Annotated in this window: 27 protein-coding genes; 10 read left to right on the top strand and 17 right to left on the bottom strand. The window is 55.7% G+C overall.

The annotated features are described in order from the left end of the window. Positions 1–42: 42 nt before the first annotated feature. Together cynS and FHW75_RS14525 are read right to left on the bottom strand one after the other, a co-directional pair. Positions 43–513, bottom strand: coding sequence for a cyanase (gene cynS / locus FHW75_RS14530; RefSeq protein WP_183673966.1), 471 nt, complete (start codon positions 511–513; stop codon positions 43–45). A gap of 39 nt (positions 514–552) precedes the next feature. Next, positions 553–1,212: a carbonic anhydrase gene (locus FHW75_RS14525; protein ID WP_183673964.1), complete on the bottom strand. Its 660-nt coding sequence runs from the start codon at positions 1,210–1,212 to the stop codon at positions 553–555. Between the two features lie 109 nt (positions 1,213–1,321). Between FHW75_RS14525 and cynR the strand changes: the two genes are divergently transcribed. Further along, on the top strand, positions 1,322–2,209 hold the full coding sequence (cynR, locus tag FHW75_RS14520) for a transcriptional regulator CynR (protein ID WP_183673962.1): 888 nt from the start codon (positions 1,322–1,324) through the stop codon (positions 2,207–2,209). Positions 2,210–2,612: 403 nt separating this feature from the next. Here the strand turns inward: cynR and FHW75_RS14515 are convergent, their stop codons facing one another. The 4 genes from FHW75_RS14515 to FHW75_RS14500 all read right to left on the bottom strand — a co-directional run bounded on the left by FHW75_RS14515 (position 2,613) and on the right by FHW75_RS14500 (position 5,371). Then, entirely contained in the window at positions 2,613–3,332 is a 720-nt protein-coding gene (locus FHW75_RS14515) for a type 1 glutamine amidotransferase (protein ID WP_183673960.1), read from the bottom strand. Between the two features lie 256 nt (positions 3,333–3,588). After that, the gene (locus tag FHW75_RS14510) at positions 3,589–4,065 is read right to left on the bottom strand and encodes a nuclear transport factor 2 family protein (protein WP_183673958.1); all 477 of its coding nucleotides are present in this window, start codon (positions 4,063–4,065) and stop codon (positions 3,589–3,591) included. A 196-nt stretch (positions 4,066–4,261) separates the two neighbouring features. Continuing rightward, the gene (locus FHW75_RS14505; RefSeq protein WP_183673956.1) at positions 4,262–4,738 is read right to left on the bottom strand and encodes a nuclear transport factor 2 family protein; all 477 of its coding nucleotides are present in this window, start codon (positions 4,736–4,738) and stop codon (positions 4,262–4,264) included. 54 nt (positions 4,739–4,792) lie between these two features. Next, a complete protein-coding gene (locus FHW75_RS14500; RefSeq protein ID WP_183674056.1) occupies positions 4,793–5,371 on the bottom strand; it encodes a TetR family transcriptional regulator in 579 nt (192 codons plus the stop codon). A 465-nt stretch (positions 5,372–5,836) separates the two neighbouring features. On the opposite strand from FHW75_RS14500, the gene FHW75_RS14495 reads away from it, so the two are divergent. Further along, on the top strand, positions 5,837–6,304 hold the full coding sequence (locus FHW75_RS14495; protein ID WP_183673954.1) for a GNAT family N-acetyltransferase: 468 nt from the start codon (positions 5,837–5,839) through the stop codon (positions 6,302–6,304). A 26-nt stretch (positions 6,305–6,330) separates the two neighbouring features. Here FHW75_RS14495 and FHW75_RS14490 read toward each other — a convergent pair whose 3' ends face one another. The 3 genes from FHW75_RS14490 to FHW75_RS14480 all read right to left on the bottom strand — a co-directional run bounded on the left by FHW75_RS14490 (position 6,331) and on the right by FHW75_RS14480 (position 8,937). Then, positions 6,331–6,540 (bottom strand): hypothetical protein, encoded by a 210-nt coding sequence (locus FHW75_RS14490; RefSeq protein ID WP_183673936.1) that lies wholly within the window; start codon positions 6,538–6,540, stop codon positions 6,331–6,333. 110 nt (positions 6,541–6,650) lie between these two features. Continuing rightward, entirely contained in the window at positions 6,651–7,826 is a 1,176-nt protein-coding gene (locus FHW75_RS14485; protein ID WP_183673952.1) for an MFS transporter, read from the bottom strand. Positions 7,827–7,908: 82 nt separating this feature from the next. Next, positions 7,909–8,937, bottom strand: a complete 1,029-nt coding sequence (locus FHW75_RS14480) for an alpha/beta hydrolase (protein ID WP_183673950.1) — start codon at positions 8,935–8,937, stop codon at positions 7,909–7,911. Positions 8,938–9,160: 223 nt separating this feature from the next. Between FHW75_RS14480 and FHW75_RS14475 the strand changes: the two genes are divergently transcribed. Next, positions 9,161–10,108, top strand: coding sequence for an AraC family transcriptional regulator (locus tag FHW75_RS14475; RefSeq protein ID WP_033694625.1), 948 nt, complete (start codon positions 9,161–9,163; stop codon positions 10,106–10,108). Positions 10,109–10,353: 245 nt separating this feature from the next. Next, positions 10,354–10,695: a cyclophilin-like fold protein gene (locus FHW75_RS14470; protein WP_183673948.1), complete on the top strand. Its 342-nt coding sequence runs from the start codon at positions 10,354–10,356 to the stop codon at positions 10,693–10,695. A gap of 33 nt (positions 10,696–10,728) precedes the next feature. Here FHW75_RS14470 and FHW75_RS14465 read toward each other — a convergent pair whose 3' ends face one another. Next, entirely contained in the window at positions 10,729–11,619 is an 891-nt protein-coding gene (locus FHW75_RS14465) for a LysR family transcriptional regulator (protein ID WP_183674054.1), read from the bottom strand. A gap of 103 nt (positions 11,620–11,722) precedes the next feature. Here FHW75_RS14465 and FHW75_RS14460 point away from each other — a divergent pair, with 103 nt between their 5' ends. The 4 genes from FHW75_RS14460 (at position 11,723) to FHW75_RS14445 (ending at position 14,102) form a co-directional block, all read left to right on the top strand. Beyond that, the gene (locus tag FHW75_RS14460; RefSeq protein ID WP_016501708.1) at positions 11,723–12,166 is read left to right on the top strand and encodes a cupin domain-containing protein; all 444 of its coding nucleotides are present in this window, start codon (positions 11,723–11,725) and stop codon (positions 12,164–12,166) included. 33 nt (positions 12,167–12,199) lie between these two features. Then, complete coding sequence (locus tag FHW75_RS14455; protein ID WP_183673946.1) at positions 12,200–12,712, top strand: cupin domain-containing protein; 513 nt, start codon at positions 12,200–12,202, stop codon at positions 12,710–12,712. Next, on the top strand, positions 12,681–13,478 hold the full coding sequence (locus FHW75_RS14450) for a carboxymuconolactone decarboxylase family protein (RefSeq protein ID WP_183673944.1): 798 nt from the start codon (positions 12,681–12,683) through the stop codon (positions 13,476–13,478). The genes FHW75_RS14455 and FHW75_RS14450 overlap by 32 nt, the downstream gene beginning before the upstream one ends. A gap of 174 nt (positions 13,479–13,652) precedes the next feature. Continuing rightward, complete coding sequence (locus FHW75_RS14445; RefSeq protein ID WP_183673942.1) at positions 13,653–14,102, top strand: 3'-5' exoribonuclease; 450 nt, start codon at positions 13,653–13,655, stop codon at positions 14,100–14,102. Here FHW75_RS14445 and FHW75_RS14440 read toward each other — a convergent pair. After that, on the bottom strand, positions 14,092–14,394 hold the full coding sequence (locus FHW75_RS14440) for a nucleotidyltransferase family protein (RefSeq protein ID WP_183673940.1): 303 nt from the start codon (positions 14,392–14,394) through the stop codon (positions 14,092–14,094). The two genes, FHW75_RS14445 and FHW75_RS14440, sit on opposite strands and share 11 nt — an antisense overlap. Positions 14,395–14,533: 139 nt before the next feature. On the opposite strand from FHW75_RS14440, the gene FHW75_RS14435 reads away from it, so the two are divergent. Next, positions 14,534–15,001, top strand: a complete 468-nt coding sequence (locus tag FHW75_RS14435) for a GNAT family N-acetyltransferase (protein ID WP_183673938.1) — start codon at positions 14,534–14,536, stop codon at positions 14,999–15,001. Between the two features lie 26 nt (positions 15,002–15,027). On the opposite strand, the gene FHW75_RS14430 is transcribed toward FHW75_RS14435, so the two are convergent. After that, positions 15,028–15,237 carry a hypothetical protein gene (locus FHW75_RS14430; RefSeq protein WP_183673936.1) on the bottom strand — a complete coding sequence of 70 codons (210 nt, stop codon included), beginning with the start codon at positions 15,235–15,237 and terminating at the stop codon, positions 15,028–15,030. A gap of 87 nt (positions 15,238–15,324) precedes the next feature. Between FHW75_RS14430 and FHW75_RS14425 the strand changes: the two genes are divergently transcribed. Further along, positions 15,325–15,942, top strand: a complete 618-nt coding sequence (locus tag FHW75_RS14425) for a histidine phosphatase family protein (RefSeq protein WP_183673934.1) — start codon at positions 15,325–15,327, stop codon at positions 15,940–15,942. 52 nt (positions 15,943–15,994) lie between these two features. Here the strand turns inward: FHW75_RS14425 and FHW75_RS14420 are convergent, their stop codons facing one another. From FHW75_RS14420 to FHW75_RS14400, 5 genes are all read right to left on the bottom strand, one after another. After that, the gene (locus FHW75_RS14420; RefSeq protein ID WP_260308779.1) at positions 15,995–16,276 is read right to left on the bottom strand and encodes an aryl-sulfate sulfotransferase; all 282 of its coding nucleotides are present in this window, start codon (positions 16,274–16,276) and stop codon (positions 15,995–15,997) included. Then, entirely contained in the window at positions 16,240–16,548 is a 309-nt protein-coding gene (locus FHW75_RS14415) for a hypothetical protein (RefSeq protein ID WP_183673932.1), read from the bottom strand. Before FHW75_RS14415 ends, FHW75_RS14420 begins: the two co-directional genes overlap by 37 nt. Positions 16,549–16,614: 66 nt before the next feature. Next, on the bottom strand, positions 16,615–17,076 hold the full coding sequence (locus FHW75_RS14410; RefSeq protein WP_183673930.1) for a MarR family winged helix-turn-helix transcriptional regulator: 462 nt from the start codon (positions 17,074–17,076) through the stop codon (positions 16,615–16,617). Between the two features lie 104 nt (positions 17,077–17,180). Next, positions 17,181–18,167, bottom strand: coding sequence for an aldo/keto reductase (locus FHW75_RS14405; RefSeq protein ID WP_003256624.1), 987 nt, complete (start codon positions 18,165–18,167; stop codon positions 17,181–17,183). 166 nt (positions 18,168–18,333) lie between these two features. Further along, positions 18,334–18,891, bottom strand: coding sequence for a PaaI family thioesterase (locus FHW75_RS14400; RefSeq protein ID WP_260308778.1), 558 nt, complete (start codon positions 18,889–18,891; stop codon positions 18,334–18,336). Positions 18,892–19,062 lie beyond the last annotated feature (171 nt).

Here is a 19,062-nt window from a genome sequence, read left to right as displayed (position 1 = left end):
GGGGGTAAGCCCGGCGCAGTTCTGACGCCGGGCTGAGTGGCATCAGAAAGGCTTGGTAGGCAGGTACTTGCCGTCCAGGGTGATCACAGCACGGTGGCCACCGTCCGGATCTTCGACCTTTTTGATATCCAGCTTGAAGTTAATCGCACTGATGATGCCGTCACCGAACTTCTCGTGAACCAGTGCTTTGAGGGTGGTGCCGTAGACCGAAATCATCTCGTAGAAGCGGTAGATGGTCGGGTCGCTCGGCACGCCGTCGAAGAAGCTGCCGCGAATTGGCATCGATTGCAGCAGAGCGACTTGATCAGCATTGAGGTCGAGCTTTGCGCCTACTACTTTGGCGGCGCTTTCAGGCAGCGGGTGCTGGCCAAGCAGGGCTGCAGTGACGAAGGCTTCGGACAGGCCGGTGCCGTCGACGATCTCGGCGAAGGAGAGATCCTTGCGGGCCTTGGCCAGAATGATGTTTTCGGTCAGTTCCTGGCGAGCGGTGCGGGTGGCTTGAGTCTGGATCATGGTAAATCTCCTGGGTAAGTAAAGGCGTAGGTACAGGTTTCAGGCAACGTGCCTGGCTTGTTGGGAAACGGCGTGGACTTCAGGGTTTTCTGCAAGCGACACGAAGGCCCCGGTGCTGCCATCAAAGGCGTCGATACGTCCGGTTTCGATGTCATAGATCCAACCATGCAGGGTGACGCGGCCTTCTTCGAGAGCCAGGCGAACGGATGGATGGGTCTGGATGTTGGCCAGTTGCGCGATGACGTTTTCGCGCACCATGGAAGCGACTTTGCTGGGCATATCCGGGTGCTGACGGGCTTCGTTGACCACCTTGGCCGAGTCGGCGTAGCGCAACCAACCGGCTACGGCAGGCATGTGATCCAAGCACTTGCAGGTTGCAATAGCGTTCATCGCGCCGCAGTCCGAGTGGCCGCAGATCACGATGTCGGCGACCTTGAGCCCGGCCACCGCGTATTCGACCGAAGCCGAAACCCCCCCAGGCTCCGGGCCATACGACGGTACGATGTTGCCGGCGTTGCGGATGACGAACAGATCGCCTGGCTCGCGCTGAGTGACCAGTTCAGGCACCAGTCGGCTGTCAGAGCAAGAGATGAACAGCGCCTTTGGGCTCTGCTGGTTGGCCAAGTCCTTGAACAGTTTGACCCGCTCAGGAAAGGCGTTCTGCTGGAATTTCAGAAAACCGTCGATGATCGCTTTCATGGTTGCTGTCTCAATGTCTCTGGTGTGAAAGAGAGATTAAGCAACGCATGACATAAGGTAAAAGTTTCATTTATTATGATTCAGATCAGATAATCTTATCGGTTAACTCATGCTCGCTAGACACATCCAGTATTTTCTTGCGGTTGCGGAACATCTCAGTTTCACGAAGGCTGCGGCGGCGCTGCATGTCTCTCAGCCAGCTCTGTCTCAGCAAGTAAGGCAGTTGGAAGAGAGCCTAGGAGCTCAGTTGTTTGACCGATCAGGCCGCACGACGCGTTTGACTGACGCTGGGGATGTCTATCTTCTCTATGCGCGACGTGCGTATCAGGAATTGCAGGAAGCCAAAAGGGCTATACATGATGTCAGCGACCTCAGCCGTGGCTCATTACGTGTTGCCGTAACGCCGACGTTCACAACCTATCTGGTGGGGCCACTGATCGAGGCATTTCATTCCAGGCATCCCAAAATCACCGTCAACCTGAGAGAGATCTCCCAAGAGCGTATCGAGGAGTTGCTGTTGGCGGGCGAGCTGGACGTAGGGATCGCATTCGATGAAATACATGCACCAGACATCGAAGCCATCCCCTTACTGAACGAAACACTCGCTTTGGTTGTGAGCCGCAGACACCGCCTAGCCGAGGAACGCTCCATTACGTCGCACGGACTGAGTTCTGAGTCTTTGGTCTTGCTCAGCACAGAGTTTGCCACTCGCGAGCAAATCGACCGCTACTGCCGCAAATATGGGATTCGCCCTAAGGTTCAGATGGAGGCCAATGCTTTAGGCGCAGTGATCGAAATCGTTCGACGGACGAGTCTCTCGACGTTATTGCCTGCCAAAATTGCGTTGGCCCATGATGATCTGGTGGCCATTACACTCGAGCCAGAGCGCTTGCAGCGAAGGGCCGTCCTTATGCGACGAAAAGATGCCTTTCTGAGCGCAGCGGTGAAGGTGTTCATTGACCTGGCTAAAGAAGTATCCAGCGACCTTGAAGAGTGAGAGTGATCACTCGCAGAGGGGTGCTCGCCAATTTAAACAATCTGGTCATCTTCGAGGTCATGGTTATGGATACCAGGCCTAAAAGCTGGCAGCGCCGCTCGGAGCTGGGGGATTGAGGCTTCGTTTACGGGCGGTCTGGGCGTGGGTGCCTTTAAGGCGCCGAGGGGAGATTTGATTCTGCCTAGCGCTACCCTCGCAGCTAAGCGGCCTCACACGGCTCTACCCCGGCTTAGTTGCACTATCACCATACAGCCGAAGCACTGTGCCTGGCGACGGCCTCAGCCAGCGCCACGCTCAGGCGAGACGCTATCTATGTGGGGCGGGCTACCCTGCAAACACGAACATAGGCCGTGCAAGGCAGATTCGTTTCCAGGGCCGAGCTGTTCGCAGGGCAAGTCGGGTCTTACGTTGCCTGGTACTCGGCGATCAGCTTGTCGAGGAAAGTAAACAGTTTTTGGTTCATCTCATCCCAGTTGTTGGCACGTAGCGCGGCTGGCTGCTGCACGAAGCGACGGTCGGTGAGCGTAAGCAGTTCAGGTTCGGAAGCCGCGATCAGCCGCTCGATGACTTCGTGGGTGAACTCCATGTGGCATTGGAATCCGTAGACCAAATTACCGTACTCGACGATCTGACGGGGGCATCCTTCACTCTCCGCGAGAATCTTGGCGTGGACAGTAAGGCCTGGCATGTCGTTGTGCCAATGGCCGACTTCGAGGACATCGCCAAAGTGTGCGACCTTGTTGTTGGCTTTCCCTTCTGCCGTAAGGTTGATCGGGTACTTTCCGATTTCCTTTTCCGGGCTGTGACCAAACTTCGCCCCCAGCGCTTCGCCAATGAGCTGGGCCCCAAGACAGACGCCCACAACCGCTTTGCCAGCATTGATGGCCTTGCCGATCAGGCGACATTCAGCTACCGCATTGAAATGAGGGCATTGCTCGAGGGTTGTGGCTGGATCCTGCGGCCCGCCCAGCACGACCAGCAGATCAATGTCGTCCGCACTCTCTGGCAACATCTCATTGACGTAGACGCGTGAATAGCTGGCATCGTAGCCGCGCGCCTGCACCCAGACTTCATACGCTCCAGGGGCTTCAAACGATTCGTGAACGATGAAATGGACTTTCATGAGAGGGCTCTCGACGGGGGTAACAGGGTGGAAGAATTGTTTGCATCCGTCGCCGGGACACAAGGCAACCCTAATGACACTACGCGTCATTATCAGGGTTCGTGTTTACCACCGGCAGCGATGGGTCGTAAGCGATCAATCGTGAATGACTGCTTTCGCCTCTCAGCCATGCGGGCGACTGGAATGCAACGATGGGTATGATGAGCTTTTGCTAAAAAAGAACCTGATCCCTTGATGGGATCAGGTTTAGCACGGCTCAGAGTCCCAGTTCAGTCAGACCTGGGTGATCATCGGGACGGCGACCCAGTGGCCAGTGGAACTTGCGCTCGCTTTCCTTGATAGGCATATCGTTGATGCAGGCGAAGCGGCGGTGCATCAGGCCATCTGCTTCAAACTCCCAGTTTTCGTTGCCATAGGAGCGGAACCAATTGCCCGAATCGTCGTGCCACTCGTAGGCGTATCGGACAGCGATACGGTTGTCGGTGAAGGCCCAGAGCTCTTTGATCAGGCGGTAGTCCAGCTCTTTCTTCCACTTGCGAGTGAGAAAGCCTTGAGCCTCTTCGCGATTGGTTGCGAATTCTGCTCGGTTACGCCATTTGGTATCAAGAGTATAGGCGAGCGCAATTTTTTCAGGCTCGCGAGTGTTCCAGCCATCTTCAGCAAGTCGGACTTTTTCAATCGCCGACTCGCGAGTAAAAGGAGGAAGTGGCGGGCGAACTTGTGCGTTAGGCATGATGATGCCTCCAAATAAGGTGGATAAACAAAGATTTTTCAGTTAGTTATATCAGGCCAACACAGCTAGACCTAGTTGAAACAACAATCAAACACCGAAAGCCATGACTGAAAGAGCACAGCCGGAACTATCCTTAGCGGCAGAAATAACACTCTCGCACTAACGGATTATTACAATTTTGGAGCTAGTGTGGCTTTTACAGGCCCAGTTCACTCAAACCAGGGTGATCATCTGGCCTGCGCCCCAGTGGCCAGTGGAACTTGCGCTCGCTTTCCTTGATAGGCATATCGTTGATGCAGGCGAAGCGGCGGTGCATCAGGCCATCTGCTTCAAACTCCCAGTTTTCGTTGCCATAGGAGCGGAACCAGTTGCCCGAATCGTCGTGCCACTCGTAGGCGTATCGGACAGCGATACGGTTGTCGGTGAAGGCCCAGAGCTCTTTGATCAGGCGGTAGTCCAGCTCTTTCTTCCACTTGCGAGTGAGGAAGCCTTGGGCCTCTTCGCGATTAGTGGCAAATTCGGCGCGGTTACGCCATTTGGTGTCGAGCGTGTAGGCGAGTGCGATTTTTTCGGGTTCGCGGGTATTCCAACCATCCTCAGCGAGTCGGACTTTTTCAATCGCCGATTCGCGAGTAAAAGGAGGAAGTGGCGGACGAGCTTGTTGGCTGGACATGAGGGTACCTCCAATCATTTGGATAGTTCAGTGGGAATCAGCGTTTCTGGAACGTTAAGAGCTTGTGCGCTGTACTTCTCTGAGCAAAACGTTAGCGATTTCTTTTGCACTATCAAGAGCGGTATGGTCACCCATCACGCGAGCGACGGTTATCGTGCCCTCTATGAGCACAAAAAGCTGCTTGGCCAAAACAATCGGATCCTTGACGCCTAAAGCGTTAGTAAGTTCCAGCGTGTAGTCCAGTAGCTTTTGTTTATGTAGTTTTGCGATCTGTCGGATTGGGTTGTCTGCGTCACCTACCTCCCCGGCTGTGTTAATAAAAGCACAGCCCCGAAAACCATCAGACTCAAACCAACTCCTGAGCACATCAAAAATGCTTAGGATTCGTTCTTGTGGAGTTGGTGCCTTTTCGCACTCACTCCTGAACCACTGCATCCAGCGGACATCGCGTGCATTCAGTGCCGCTGCAGCTACATCGTCTTTAGTCGCAAAATAGCGATAGATACTTTTACGTGCTACGCCCGAGGTTTTTACCAGGAGATCCATGCCAGTGGCCTGAATCCCATTTTCGTAAATCAGCTTCTCGGCGGTAGCCAGAATTTTTTCGCGTGTGTCGGTCATTGGCTTATCCATGTAATCAGAGTAGAACGATCGTTCTCCCTGGTCAAGCATCTCTTGTGTTTTTATTGATCGTTCGCGGCAGAGGGGAGTCATCGATCCTGCGCTCGATTTCCCGCTCAGTGCCCAGCGCTACCCTCACGACTGGGCAGCCTCACAGGCTCTACCTAGGCTTAGCTGCACTATCACCATAACTGCCGAGTGCCAGGCGACGGCTTCAGCTAGCGCCGCGCTCAACCTCCCATCGGGGTACGGCCATTGTGGCAGGGGGGGCTGTATAGGTCTCGATCAGGCGCCGGATGTACCATTCCTTGCCTCGTATCGCGTCAGTGGGCTTCATAGTTTTCTCCTTGAACCACGGCCTCGCTGGTTGAGTGTACAGACGGATTCACCTTGGCAGGCGCTTGTCGATAATCGCTGCAGCTAGCTCCTAAAAGGCATCTACACTCGTTTTTCCAGCCAGCGACCGAGGTCAAAACAATGCCCACACTTCCTCCGATTGAGGCCAGTGACGAAGAATGGCGCGCCTTTGCCGAAGAGCGCTGTGAGGAGCTCAAGCCTCATGTGGCGGAGTTCATCCTGGAAAGGTTCACGTACAAGCCCAGGTACGTCCAGCAGCGGGTGTGGCGAACCTTCGCGACCGTCTCGGCCCTGAGCCTGCAGTTCGACATCTACATCCGTATGTTTGTGAAACCGAATGACTACTGGCCAAGGGAGTGCCTCGTCCTGGCTCGGATCGGCTTCATGAAGGAACGTGTTGGGCATGGTCGAGCGCTGGTGCAGCGCCTGGTGGAGTTGGCTCCCCAATTCGGCTATCGCTACTTGGCCATCGAGTCTGCCAATGCCAACGCATCAGCGTTCGCCGAAAGGCTGGGATTCAGCCCTCGGGACAATGGCCGTCACTGGATCGGTGCGGTCGACGACGTACAGAAAGCCTTGAATAGCTGATAGGCAGGCCGTGGTCAGCCAGAGGTTCAATGGCCTTTCTCTGCCGGCCCGCCAAGGGCTCGAAGCTGATAATCAGTGACGGCTTGAAAACGATGCTCAGCCATCAACCGCAGACGCTCCAGCTCAATCCCCACGACTCCATCAGCCTGGGCCTGATGGTAAACCTTCAGCGCTTCCACAGCCTCGGTGTACAGGTGGTGGTCGGGCATGAGCACCTGGCTCAGATCTCTTTTCACGATCTCTTCCTTTCGCCATGGCTAGCCCACTCGCTGTCATGCCAGCATGGCGCAAACCAAGCAACGTGAGCCAAGGAAGGATAGCTGCCCCACAATTGCGGTGCCGTATTTCACCTGCGATTTGTGATAACACTCAGCGTGGTTGCGATGAACAAGAACGCGCTACTGGCAATGAAGGTAGCCTGATAACCCATCCCGTCGTACAGCACCCCGCCTGCAGTTGCACCAGCAGTGATCGCCAACTGAATAACCGCGACCATCAAGCCACCACCGGCTTCTGCATTGTGCGGCAGCGCTTTGGCCAACCAAGTGAACCACCCAACAGGCGCAGAGGTCGCAACCAGCCCCCACAGCCCCAACAATGCGGCGACCGGAACCACCCAGCTACCAACCGCGATCACGGCAAATGCGGTGGCAGTCATGATCAACGGTATGCCTATCAAAATCCTATTCAGGTTTCGGCTAACGAAGGAGCCGACCAACATGGTGCCCACCAATCCTGCCACACCGATGATCAAGAGCAGGAGCGAGAGCGTGGGCACATCGACATGCGTGACCGTTTCCAGGAAGGGTCGCAGATATGTGAATAGTGTGAACTGCCCCATGAAGAGAAACGCTACTGCAGCCATGCCGAGAGCTACTTTGCTGTCTCCCAGCAAACGCAAGGAGCCGGTGGCCGATACTTGAGTCCGCTCACTCGGCATGGCCGGCAGTGTGAATGCTTGCCAGATCAACGCCAATGCGGCCAATGGCACGACGCAAAAAAATGCCCCTCTCCAGCCAATCATGCCGCCTAGGTAGCTTCCAACTGGCGCTGCGATTGCCGTGGCCAACGCTGTACCGCCCTGCATAACGGCAATGGCCTTCGGAACGAGCGCTTCAGGTGCGATGCGCATCATTACTGCAGTGGACATCGACCAATAACCACCAATGGCAATCCCAAGCACGGCGCGCCCTACCATCAAGGTGAGATAGTTCGGAGCAAAGGCCACCATCCCACCCGAAACCAGCATGAGCGCCGTTGTGGCCAGCAGGACAGGCTTGCGGTCGATCCCCTGGGTTAAGCTGGAGAGCAACAAGCTTGTGATGACAGCAAGGAAGCCGGAGATGGAAATAGCCTGGCCGGCCTGCCCCTCAGTCAATGACAATTCGGATGCAATCGGCGTGAGCAGACTCACCGGCAAGAATTCAGATGCCACCAATGCGAATGCGCAGAGTGACATCGCCAGAACAGCGCTCCAGACCTGACGACTTGAGTGTTGAAGGGATATTGCCGGGCTGCTCATGGTGGTTCTCGTTGTACCAATTTCAAAAGACGCGGATGCCCAAGCCCAGCGTGCGTCAGCTGAGCCTGATAAACGACATCAGTTACTTGAGGTTTTCGCGGAAGAAAGTCGTCAGCTTGCTGAAGGGGATCAGCTCGACGCGGTCGTACAGATCCACATGGCCAGCACCTGGGACGATCACCAGTTCCTTGGGTTCACCGGCAAGGCGATACGCCTCTTCACTGAACTCACGGGAATGAGCCTCCTCTCCTGCGATAAACAACATCGGACGAGGCGAGATCGTCTCGATGTCATTGAACGGATAGAAGTTCATGAACCTGACATTGCTGGTCAGCGTGGGGTGCGTCGTCAGAAGCGGCGACATTCCTTTGGGGGTGAACTCACCACGAGGTGTGCGGTAAAAGTCGTAAAACTCCCGCTCAATAGCATTAGAGCTCTCTGTTAGCTGATCCACCGTGCCACTGGTGTACTTGGTTTCGCCTCCGGCAAACTCGACATCACGCTGGGCTACTGCTTCGGCGATAGCCTTTTTGCGCTGTTCGACCGAGACGCCATGCTTGAGTCCATTGCGGTTGGCGGCACCCATGTCGTACATGCTGACCGTGGCAATCGCTTTCATGCGTGGATCAATTTTCGCAGCACTGATGGCGAAGCTGCCGCTTCCACAGATACCCAGCACGCCAATACGGTTCCGATCAACGAAACCTTGAGCACCGAGATAGTCGACCGCCGCACTGAAGTCTTCGGCATAGATGTCCGGCGACACCAGATTGCGCGGACGCCCGCCACTTTCACCCCAGAACGACAGATCGATGGCCAGGGTCACGAAGCCCTGCTCTGCCAGCTTTTGGGCATAAAGGTTCGAGCTTTGCTCCTTTACCGCCCCCATCGGGTGTCCAACGATGATTGCGGGATGCTTAGCATTCACGCTCTGTTTTTTTGGCAGATACAGATTCCCGACAGTGGTCATCTGGAACTGGTTCTTGAAGGTGACGCGCTCGAGTGAAACCTGCTCACTCTGATAGAAATTGTTGGCCCCATGGGACATATTGGCGGCTCCCGCAGTGAGTGAACTGGCCATCAAGGCAAACGTAACGAACAAAGACTTCATGCACATCTTCCTGTCTGCTCGAAATGGAAGGGATGTGAGAGGACATCGCTCACGGACGCTAGGGTCTTCTCACCTGCCACCCATGTTCCCCGCGTGCACCAGCACACCAGTAGAGCAAACCGGTAGTTTTCTTGCCTAATTGTCCAGAGCTAGCTGACTGGGCATGGACACTTAAAGCGACGCGCGAGTAGTGTTTCGCTATACGCTGATCGGAACGCTCACCATGCCCGCAACCGCACTGCCGCCTTCATGCACGAACCCAAGGGCCACACTGTGTAGGATCATCGGTGCCCACGCGCCCACCGCTGGAGATTTCGCGACAAGCATTGCAGGCCTAAGCGTCTATCGACGCAACGCACCAGCCCCACCGATTACGTGCATTGTCGAACCAAGCATCGTTTTGGTTGCGCAAGGGGCAAAGGAAATGGTTATCGGCGGTGACGTATTCCCATACGACACGACTCGTTTTCTGGTCACATCGCTAAACATTCCCGCCAACTCTGCGGTGACTGTGGCCAGCGAGGAAGCCCCCTGTCTTGGCTTGGTGTTCAAGCTCGATTTGCGCACACTGGCCGAATTGATCGCGCAAGATGGTCGCCCTCCTGCGAGCGGTCAGTCCTTTTACACCAGCGCTGGAGTTGGTGGACTGGGCCAGAAGCTATTGGAGAGCTTCACCCGGCTGATTGAGCTGTTGGAGGAGCCCGATGCGATCCCGGTGCTCTGGCCCTTGATTCAGCGAGAGATACATTATCGGTTGCTGCTAAGTGACCAAGCCCCTCTCCTGCGCTATATCGCCTCCGTTGGCAGCAAGGGTCATCGAATCGCAAAGGCCATCGACTGGATGAAGCTCAACTACGCCGAGCCTCTGCGGGTGGACGAGCTCGCCTCTAAAGTACAGATGGGCCTCTCCACATTCCATCAGCACTTCCGGCAGCTCACCGCAATGAGTCCACTGCAGTACCAGAAATGGTTGAGGTTGAACGAGGCAAAACGCTTGATGCTCAACGAACACCTCGATGCAGCGACTGCCGCATTCAAGGTTGGCTACGAAAGTCCATCGCAGTTCAGCCGCGAGTACGGGCGCCAGTTCGGCATGCCTCCAAAACGCGATATTGCGGAACTGCGTTTAGGTGCGGAAAGGTCAGCTTCCTCCCTCCCCATCGTACCCTGATCCTCAGCCTATAAGACGTCGCCCAACCCAGGATACAAGGAGATGCAATGAGAAGGCACACACCCCACAGGGCTTTATGTCCTATAACCGAAAAGGCCGCTGTCTATCGATGGCCTGTTTTGCAGCACCTTGGTAGGGTAAGTGGACTACTGACACTTGTTTTAGCTCACACATTTCCGGCCAGTGCATCTGATTTCCAAACGGCGAAATCTGGCGAAGCGAAAGCTCAACAGGAGATACCCTACATGCAGATGTCAGTAGGCGAGCGGCATTACAAAATCAGGTTGGCTGACACTGAGGCAGCTCGTGCCTTCTCCGCGTTGATACCCCTGACGCTTGAAATGGCCGATCTCAACAGTAACGAAAAGTATGTCGATCTCGCGGTATCACTCCCCAAGGATGCGAGCGTTCCAGGAACGATCAAGGCAGGGGACGTCATGCTGTATGGATCAAAAACCCTGGTGGTCTTCTACAAGACATTCAAAACGTCCTACTCTTACACCCGTATCGGAAACATTGAAAACTCCGACGGCCTGATGCAGATGCTTGGCAGTGACGATATCCGAGTCGAATTTTCCCAGCACTGAAAGCCGGCTGGACATCTGACATCACGCAACCTCTTACTCGCTTCGGAGTGCTTCAAGAACAACCCTGAAAGCAGCGGTTTGCTGCCGGCGCGTGGGGTAGTAAAGGTGATAACCAGGGAAGAGCTCCGACCACTCAGCCAATACCTCTTCGAGGGCACCGCTGCCGATATGCTCCTGAGCGTGTACATCGGTCACCTGGGCCAAACCCACCCCTGCCAGACAGGCATCCAGTATTTGCAACGAACTGTTCATGATCAGGGGCCCTTGCACCCGGACGCGAAACTCGCTGCCATCGTGTGTGAACTCCCAAGGATAAAGGCCGCCGTGCGTAGGCAACCGCAGGTTGATGCACCTGTGGGCCATCAACTCCTCGGGGCGGCGGGGTACTCCATACCGCTTCAAGTAGGCGGGTGAGGCTACGGTAACCATCCGCATGGGAGGCCCAATGGGCACAGCCACCATATCTGCATCGATGATGCCGCCCAAACGTACACCCGCATCGAATCGCTCGGCAACGATGTCAGTCAGGCCGTAATCGGTCATCAATTCAATCGTGACATCCGGGTAGGACTCGATCACCAGCTGTAGTTTCGGCCATAGAACATGGCGGGCGGCGAACTCATCGGCTGTGATCCGCACCGTCCCTGAGGGGTATTGCCCGAACTCGGTCAGGCCATTCAGGTGACCATCGATCTGATCCAATAGCGGCGCGATATCTTGAAGCAGTTTCTCCCCTGCCTCCGTTCGCGTAACACTCCTAGTGGTGCGGGTGAGGAGGCGAACACCGAGACGTTCCTCGAGCCCCCTTACTGTCTGGCTAACGGCTGAAGGTGACACACCCAATCGTGCCGCTGCCCGGGTGAAATTACTCTCCCTGGCTACGGTCACAAAGACCACCAGATCGCTCAGATTGCCTGATTTCATTGTTAAGCTCAGCTTCAAACCGATTTCTTGATTTTGCTAATACTCGAATTAAAGCGCGGTCGCTACAGTTGTCTCAATCACATTTTTGGGAGGCTGAAACAATATGGCGGACAACAACCTTTCCAGCGCGGCCATGCAAGTCCACCGTGCAGGCTCGGCCAATGCGATCCAAGGGCCTGCTGAATGGTTCACGGGGCAAGTACGCATCGACCGCGTCTTCACAGCGCCTGCCCCCGCTCGAGTTGGCGTTGCAGTGGTTAACTTCGAGCCAGGTGCTCGTACCCACTGGCACACTCATCCTTTGGGCCAAGCCTTGCTGGTTACCGAGGGGGTGGGCTGGACGCAATGTGAAGATGGCCCGAAGACCGAGATCCGCGTAGGCGATCTGATCTGGTGCAACTGCGGACGCCGACACTGGCATGGCGCGACCGATACTACGGCTATGCAGCATGTCGCGATCAATGAATATATGGATGGCAAGGCCGTAGATTGGCTGGAGCCAGTGACTGACGTTGTCTTCCTGAGTGGCTCGGTGGAAAAAGGCTGAGCTGAGGTCTCGTGTTTCCCAAGATCTCTGACCATGAGGGTATTCAACGTGAATGCTCACCACATTACAGCTGCGCTATTCATCTCTGCTTTGCAACTCGCATCGAGCGAAGCAGCTGAAACCCCCTCACCCCGCCAACAGGAAATAACCAGAGCGGGTAAACAGGCCTCTATGGTTGGCCCCTCTCAATTCCTCACCGGTGCCGTGAGAATTGATCCGGTGTGGCCTGCGAACTCGGGTATTAGCGCCTCGGGTAGCTTCGTGACATTCGAGCCGGGGGCACGTTCCGCATGGCATACCCATCCTGCCGGCCAGCGGCTGGTGGTCACTTCGGGGTTTGGCCTGACTCAACGATGGGGCGGCCTTATCCAGGAACTTCGTCCTGGGGATGTCGTGTGGTGCCCGTCAGGCATTAAGCATTGGCATGGAGCTGCCCCCACAACGAGCATGACGCACCTGGCTGTTACAGCGACAGCTGAAGGTAATAATGTCCATTGGATGGAGAAAGTGACCGATGAACAATACAGCGGGCCGCGTGCTCAGTAAGTGGATCAATGCCGGAATAGCAGCCACATTCATGATTGGACTAGGCGCTACGGAGATGGCCTTGTCTGATCCAATCGGAAAGCGCAATGTTATGAGCCCCCCCATTTCATCCAAATCCAATTCCAAGGTGCTGAACGAAGCACAACAAGCGGTTGTCGTCGTAGCCGCGCTTGCTGCTGTTGGTGACGCGCCCCGTTTGAAAACTGCTCTGGATCAGGCGTTGGATTTGAAACTCACGGTCAGCGAACTGCGTGAGGTGCTCGTACAACTCTACGCCTATGCCGGCTTCCCCCGATCTCTGAACGCGCTGACGGAGCTGATGCAAGTCTTGGACTCACGTAAACAGCGCGGCATCTTTGACGATCCAGGTCGCGAACCTATCCGTCCAATACCTCAAGGTGACGCACTGCTGGCCGCTGGAACCGCTAACCAGACGAAGTTATCGGGTTCACCGGTTGAGGGGGCCCTGTTCGATTTTGCCCCGATAGCTAACCAATACCTCCGCACTCACCTGTTTGGTGACATATTCGAACGAGATACCTTGGATTGGAAGACGCGTGAGCTGGCCACAGTGGGAATGCTTTCCGCGCTTGCGGGAGTCGAGCCACAGCTTCAGGCGCACATGCGAATCAGCACAAATACAGGAGTCACGATTTCGCAGCTACGCCATCTCTGTCAAACCTTGAGTGACCGTGTGGACACTCAGCCCGGTGATCGAGCCGCAAATGCTCTAGAAAAACACGTGGCAAGCACTGACAAGGGATGATTAGCCGTGGACGGATGATCAACCGTGGCGTGCTCCAGGTATCAAAAGTGCCCCACAGCTCCACGACGATCTGGAGCAGTAGCTCAGAGCCAAAGTGTTCGAGGGCAATCTCCCAAAGCAGGCGCTCCTGACCGAGGGATAGGCGTTTGCTAGGCATAGAGGATATTAGACTGCATGAAACTCTTTCTGGACTGCGAATTCACCGAGCTCAGCCAGCAGGCCAAGCTCATCTCCCTGGCGTTAGTCGCCGAGGATGGACAGGAATTCTACGTGGAAGTGGTCGACGCGTGGCGAGAAGAGGACTGCAGTGATTTCGTGAAGGAGATCGTACTGCCACAGCTCTGGGATGGTGAGTACGCCATGCCAATCATTGAGGCCAGAGCGGCGCTCCTGCGGTTCCTGGCAACCTACGATGAAGAGCTCGAGATTGTCACTGACGCACCTGCCTATGACTGGGAGCTGTTTTGCGAGCTCGCCTATGACAATGGGAAATGGCCCAAGAACGTCAGAAACTTCCCGACTGATGCTACGACCCTGACTACGACGAACGATGGGGAAGAACTGCCTCATCCCGCCCTGCTCGACGCCAGGATCATCTCGAGCATGTTCACAGCTAGAGCGTAACCATCTCCAGCTCGATGGATTGTCTGAGGTGCTCAGGCATGTTGTTGTGGACATGGAAGTCGACCGTGACGCCCACCAAAGCCTGAAGCTCGTCTTCGAGCTCGGCGATGTCGAACAAGGAAATCCTGCCGACCATTGCTGGAGGGATGAAGGCGAGCAGATCGAGATCACTCCCTTCGTGATCATCGCCTCGAGCGGCAGAGCCGAAGAGCTTGGGCTTAATGAAGCCATAGGCCTCGATTAGGCGCCGGATGTCCCCTTCCTTGCCTCGTATCGCGTCAGTGGGCTTCATACCTTCCTCCTTGAACCACGGCCTCGCTGGTTGAGTGTACAGAGCGAGTCACCTAGTCAGGCGCTTGTCGATGGTCGCTGCAGCCAGCTCCTAAAGGTATCTACACTCGTTTTTCCAGCCAGCGACCGAGGTCAAAACGATGCCCACCCCTCCCCCGCTTGAGGCCAGTGACGAAGAATGGCGCGCCTTTGCCGAAGAACGCTGTGAGGAGCTCAAGCCTCATGTGGCAGAGTTCATCCTGGAAAGGTTCACGTACAAGCCCAGGTATGTCCAGCAGCGGGTCTGGCGAACCTTCGCGACCGTGTCGGCCCTGAGCCTGCAGTTCGACATCTACATCCGTATGTTTGTGAAACCGAATGACTACTGGCCAAGGGAGTGCCTCGTCCTGGCTCGGATCGGCTTCATGAAGGAACGTGTTGGGCATGGTCGAGCGCTGGTGCAGCGCCTGGTGGAGTTGGCTCCCCAATTCGGCTATCGCTACTTGGCCATCGAGTCTGCCAATGCCAACGCATCAGCGTTCGCCGAAAGGCTGGGATTCAGCCCTCGGGACAATGGCCGTCACTGGATCGGTGCGGTCGACGACGTACAGAAAGCCTTGAATAGCTGATAGGCAGGCCGTGGTCAGCCAGAGGTTCAATGGCCTTTCTCTGCCGGCCCGCCAAGGGCTCGAAGCTGATAATCAGTGACGGCTTGAAAACGATGCTCAGCCATCAACCGCAGACGCTCCAGCTCAATCCCCACGACTCCATCAGCCTGGGCCTGATGGTAAACCTTCAGCGCTTCCACAGCCTCGGTGTACAGGTGGTGGTCGGGCATGAGCACCTGGCTCAGATCTCTTTTCACGATCTCTCCCTTTCGCCATGGATATCCCACTCGATGCCATGCCAGCATTGCGCAATCCAAGCAACGTGAGCCAGGGAAGGATAGTCCATGAAGAACGTCAGGCTGATACGCCATGGTGAGAGCGCCGCCAACGCTGGCGAGCCCACCAGGGATCACGCAAGCATTCCTTTGACGGCAAAAGGCTTGGAGCAAGCCCAAATCGTCGCTCATTCCCATGCGAGCGCTCCTGGCCTAATCGTCGCCTCGCCGTTCCTGCGCGCCCAAGCGACCGCGCTGGCCACCACGGCCATCTATCCAAATGCAGCTTTCGAGACTTGGCCGGTTCACGAATTCACCTACCTGGCGCCGGCACGCTGTGTGGATACGACGCTCGCACAGCGGCGGGGCTGGGTCGATGCCTATTGGCACAGATCAGACCCTGCTTTTTCTGACGGTGAGGGAGCGGAGTCCTTCCGTGATCTCGTGGCCAGGGCTCTGCATTTTCTTAACCGAATCACAGAACACTCGGCCAATGAGATCGTGGTGTTTTCGCATGGCCAGTACCTCAACACCGTGCGCTGGCTCCTCGAGAAAAAGCCACAGGAGATCGACGGTGATGCAATGCTGGACTGGCGTAAGTACGAGATAGCGAACCATATCCCCAATTGTCAGGGGTTCTCGCTCAGCAGGCATAGGGACGGAAGGAACTGGGCTCTCGGTCGCTGAAAACCTCAACTACGAGCGTCAGCATTTTGCTGACCTTATCTTCACGCGCTTTTCACATGCGATGCCCGAGACTCGAGCTATCCCTACGCACGCGGAACTCACTGAGAACCTCTTGGGTTCCGTAGCGAACCTCAGTGAGTACAGGCCGTGTCAGCTTTTCTCGAGTCAGGTAATTAACCGAGGCCGAATAGATCAGATGGGTGTTGGTGTCTGGCCGGTAGTCAACCACCGACGTGATGGGGCTGTACCAATCATCGCCACGCTCCTTGCCATACTCCCAAATCTGCCAAGGCTCGACTAATCCAGCATGCTTACCAACTGAACAATGGTGCAATCTGGGGCACGTTCTAAAATACTCGCCCGCACAGTATTTTCGTCCACGCCCCAGACTTCCTGCTCGTGAATACCGACCTCGTTACTGAACAACACAACATCAAATTTCAAGAGCGGAACAAGATTTTCCGCAGGGAGCTCACACTCAGTGGTATAGGCTGCCGAATCAGGCATTAGTGTGTAAGCACCTTCCTTATACTGAACTTCTACCTGAGCGCCTTCCGGAAAGAAACGCCCTGGTGCCTGCGTGTCTCGTACAAATTGCATACGCATAGCAATACCTCACATCTAAAGTGATAAAGGCAATAATACGAATCCAAATGTAACGTTAATGATTACTCAGAGACTTTGCTCACTCGCATTATCAATCCCGTCATCCAGGCATTGAATGCCGGCGTCCAAGATGTCGTGCAAGGTAGCGACGGTCTCTAATCCGAGTTTGTCATTGAGGGCATCTTGAGCTTGCTTCCAAGCCCTCCGGCCCTCGGCCTGCTTAGCTCGGCCTGCCTCAGTGGCTACCACAACGCGACTCCGGGCGTCCCTTCCCGGCTGAATTTCAATCCACCCATGCGCCACTAATGGCTGGGTGTTGCGGGTCAGCGTCGACGCGTCCATTTGCATGCGTTTAGCAAGATCACCTGGACGGATTGGGCCAAGCCTTACGACATAGGACAACAATGCGTACTGGGTATTTTTCAAACCGGTCGCAGCGACGTAGCTATCGTAATGCCGAGTCACCATTCGCGTCAGTTGCCTGAGCTTCAGGTTGGTACAGCCTTGAGGCTTGCGGATGTTTTCCATGAGACAGACTTGCACCTACAACAGTTGTATATGCAACCATATCCCAAAGTGCCTTAGCCAACAAGCAGCATACGGCTGACAAGCCCCTCGCAACACCTGAAAGCTTACTTCCCACCCCAGATGATTGGCGTTCTTGCTGGAGCGGCTGGATTCAAACTGCTCACGACATCCAAGCGATCAATCTGCTCCGGTGTCATTTGCAAGTTCAGGGCGGCAAGGTTATCCACAAGGTGAGGCAGCGAACGTGGCCCGAGGATTGGGACAGAGCCGTGAGTACCTGCCCAGGCGAGCGCAACTTGGCCTGGGGTGGTGCCCAGCTCCTCGGCGATCTTGATAACGGTGTCCAGCACCTCAGTTCTCTGAGCCGAGTTTTCAGGCTGGAACACTTTCCCGCCAAGCGCTTCCGCACGCCCCGCTTCGCCTTTGCGGTACTTCCCGGTCAGCAACCCTCCGCCCAGAGGCGACCACGTCACCATGCCGAGGTTGAAGGCTTGAGATGCAGGGAAAATATCGGCCTCGGGCTCGCGTCGTACCAGGCTGTGCTCGAACTGAACCGCAGCAATCGGCAGGGAGCGGGTCAGCTCAGCAATCGTCACAGCCCTCGAAAGCTGCCATGCAGAGAAATTCGACAACCCGGCGTACAGAATCTTGCCGGCTCGGGCGAGATCATCGAGGCCACGCAGGATCTCTTCCAAAGGTGTCACACCGTCCGGATGATGCACCCAATACATGTCGATTCGATCCGTCCCCAGGCGCTTGAGGCTTGCCTCGACCGACGCAACCATCGCCTTCCGGCTATTGCCGGTAACGAGGCGGTTGGCATTGGGGTTAGCACCGTTTGTGTACTTTGTGGCCAACACAAAATCTTCGCGGCGACCTTTCAGCAGCTCGCCCACAAGCTCTTCAGACTCGCCGAACTGGTAGATGTCAGCAGTATCAATGAAATTGCCGCCCGCCTCTGCATAAGCGTTAAAGAGGCTCTTGCTGACTTCTGGATCAGCTCCATGCCCCCAGCCCGTGCCGAAATTACCGGTTCCAAGGGATACCTGGGATACCCGCAACCCAGTATTTCCAAATGCAACGTACTTCATATTCAAACTCCGATCAGAACTAACTATATCCAACGCCTCAGAGCAGTTAACTTTGAGGCAGTTAAAAAGGTGCAGAAAAACGCTCCGCTCAAAGCCAAGCTCCAAGCAGTTGAGGTTCTTCCTTTAACTACATACGTGAAAGCGGGTGAACTCAGCCCGCCGAAACTCAGGCGCGATAATCGAATATCAAACACGTGGTAGTAGCGTGCGCATAAAGCTTGCAGTCTGGGCCAATAATGCGGCCCTCCGCTATCGCGACCTGTCGCCCTGCCTGGATGACCTTCCCTTCTGCACGCACCACCGCGACATCAGCAGTCAGGGCCCGCACCATATTCACCTTGAGCTCCAGGGTCGTGTAAGCCTTCCCGGCAGGCAGCGTAGTGTGGATCGCACACCCAACCGCTGAATCGAGGATCGTTGCGTACCAGCCGCCATGAACCGTTCCCATGGGGTTGTAGTGCCGCACCTGCGGGCGGCCCTGAAAAATAGCCTCACCTGGGCTCATCTGTATCGGTATGAAGCTGAGGGTGTCTCCCATCGGTGGTTGTGGGAGCTCACCATCGAAAATCGCGTTGAACATCTCCATACCGGAACGACTGGCGACCTCTTCGGCGGATGCCACGCCAGGAGATCTGAGGCGAGCTCGAACCCTCTCCTCCTCAGCAAGCCAGCGAACACTCTCGTCGAATCCTCCCATCGGCTCCCCCTCAGCAAACAGTTGCATATACAAATGTTGTAGATACAATAATCCAGCATGAGCGCCTCAGCAAGCCCCTGTTTGGCCCGAGCCGCTCCAGTCAAGAAACGAGCAGAGCTGCTCGCGCCGCCAGGAATCGCGGCATTCGTAACTGCACGAAAACCTCGCTCTTAGACAGCCCTGAAGCTTTTCAAGGCC

This window comes from Pseudomonas sp. OG7 (assembly GCF_014192825.1).
Taxonomy (GTDB): Bacteria; Pseudomonadota; Gammaproteobacteria; order Pseudomonadales; family Pseudomonadaceae; genus Aquipseudomonas; species Aquipseudomonas monteilii.
This window is presented reverse-complemented; position numbering and strand designations above follow the sequence as displayed.